Raw genomic sequence first — 2133 nt, 5'->3', positions numbered from 1 at the left:
AGTTAAACTCATGGGAGTTTTCGTTTTAGATTCCCACAAAAAGCCATTAAATCCATGCCATCCTGGTAGAGCTAGAAAGTTACTCAATCAAGGGAAAGCAAGCGTATTTAAACGTTATCCATTTACCATTATCCTTAACTCACACCAAAGCATCAAAACCTATTAGCCACAAATACTGTAAACCTATTCACAAAGCGGATGGATACAACTATGCAACATAAATTATGTCCCTCATTTCCTCTCATCGCTAACCTGATGAGAGGTTTAGCGAGAGTCTCCATGAGGGCGGAAAGATGAATCTAAAAAAAAGCTCTTTTTGGCTATTAATTAGCGGTTTGACTTCCCTGTTAATTCAAGAGCCTGTATTCGCTTTTGGACTGACAGCGACAGAAATTACTAGGGAATTATCCACAGACTATATCAATCGTTATAGTGGTTCAGATAAAGAAGAAGAAACAGCACTATATCTTAAAGATTTACTGGATAGTTATGGTTTAGAAACCTCTTTACAGCCTTTTACCTTTGAGTCTAGAAATGGTGAAATGCTTGACTCACAAAATATCATAGCCAAGAAAGAAGGTACTTCAGGATATAAAATTATTCTAGGCGCCCATTATGATACGAGACCAAGTACCGATGAGGTAGATCGTACTTTATTGGGAGGCCCTAATGATAATAGTTCTGGGGTTGGTTTAATTATGGAACTAGCAGAGGAAATTAATAGTCTAAACACTGAACATGATATTGAGTTTTTACTTTTTGGAGCTGAGGAAGTCGGTTTAAAAGGTTCTGAATATTACGCCGACAACATGAGTCAAAAAGAAGTTAATAATACTCTATTTATGGCTAATTTTGATAGTATCGTCTTCGGTGATTATATGTACTTTCATGCTGGTACACCCGCCGCTACTCGTCCTGAATGGGGTTTCGCCAGAGATTTGGCTTTAGACATAGCTACTAATTTAGGTATTGAGGCTTCAACTAACCCAGGACTAAATGAAGAATATCCTGCTGGTACAGGTTGCTGTAGCGATCACGTATCTTTTGAAACAAAAATGCCTGTTTTATCAGGGGAAGCTACTAACTGGTTTATTGGAGAAAGGGATGGTTATACTCAAACTTCTGACCCTAGAGTTCCTGATGGGGCTACTTGGCATGACCCGGTGTATGACAGTTTGGCCTTTATTGATGGGAATTTTCCGGGTTTGATTGAAGAAAGAACGGGTAATTATTCGGAAATTATGCAAACTCTTTTAGTAGAAGCTAATGATATTGATTCCCCCGTACATGTACCGGAACCTACAACTATTTTGGCTTCATTAGCAACATTAAGCTTTATCGGTTATTCTAAAAAACGACTAGCTAAAAATAAATAAAAGTAAAACCCTCTCCAATACTGCGTAAGGGAGCTCCCGGAGCTCCCTTACGCAGGGGGAGAGCTGACTTTGGGGAGGTTTTTCTCAGACCAAAGCATCTTTATCAAAAGTTACTGGTGGGGGGTGCAATAAACTTACTCAAAATTGCCAGCGAAAGCGGAGAGCGCCTTAGAGGCTGTTTTGTGGTCAATAATCTTGAGTTATTGGGAGGCGCTCTCCGCCACTTCACAAGTTATTTGTGACCCCAAACCATTAACTGGTAAAGGCTGGCAATTTTGAGCAGGTTTTCTCTCGCGGTTGAGTAATGAGTTTTGAAGTTTTGAAGTAATGAGTTAAAAAATTAATGCTCAACGCTTAAAAATTGGTTGACCGAGTGCAAGATATGAGTTTTTAACATTTCGGTGAAGACGGGACAAGCCTCAGACCCTCGCATCTTTTCCACTCATTTACTGGTGATGATTGAGTAATGAGTTTTGAAGTAATGAGTTTTTTAAGTATTTATACTTACTTTTTTGAACCAAAAAACCCACCGAAACCACTAAACTCAGACCCTCGCATCTTTATCACTCATTTACTTGTGGTGGATGAATAATGAGTAATGAGTTTTGAAGTAATGAGTTAAAGAATTGATCCTAACCCCTTAAACTCAGACCCTCGCATCTTTACCCAAAGTTACTTGTGGTGGTTAAGTTTTGAAGTAATGAGTTTTGAAGTAATGAGTTTTGAAGTAATATCAAGTCCGTTTAATCAGTTATAT

Annotated in this window: 2 protein-coding genes; both read left to right on the top strand. The window is 38.5% G+C overall.

Translation table 11 applies throughout. The features are described from left to right. The first annotated feature begins 10 nt into the window (after nucleotides 1-10). The gene (locus MW688_RS13565; protein WP_486736546.1) at nucleotides 11-166 is read left to right on the top strand and encodes an RRXRR domain-containing protein; all 156 of its coding nucleotides are present in this window, start codon (nucleotides 11-13) and stop codon (nucleotides 164-166) included. A gap of 127 nt (nucleotides 167-293) precedes the next feature. Then, nucleotides 294-1376, top strand: coding sequence for a M28 family peptidase (locus MW688_RS13560; protein WP_486736545.1), 1083 nt, complete (start codon nucleotides 294-296; stop codon nucleotides 1374-1376). The last annotated feature ends 757 nt before the right edge of the window (nucleotides 1377-2133 follow it).

It is taken from the genome of Johannesbaptistia floridana, assembly GCF_057440575.1.
This window is presented reverse-complemented; position numbering and strand designations above follow the sequence as displayed.

Excerpts from the sequence above, each read along its gene's own strand:
- MW688_RS13560 (WP_486736545.1), top strand. The coding sequence starts at position 294 with ATGAATCTAAAAAAAAGCTCTTTTTGGCTATTAATTAGCGGTTTGACT.
- MW688_RS13565 (WP_486736546.1), top strand. The coding sequence starts at position 11 with ATGGGAGTTTTCGTTTTAGATTCCCACAAAAAGCCATTAAATCCATGC.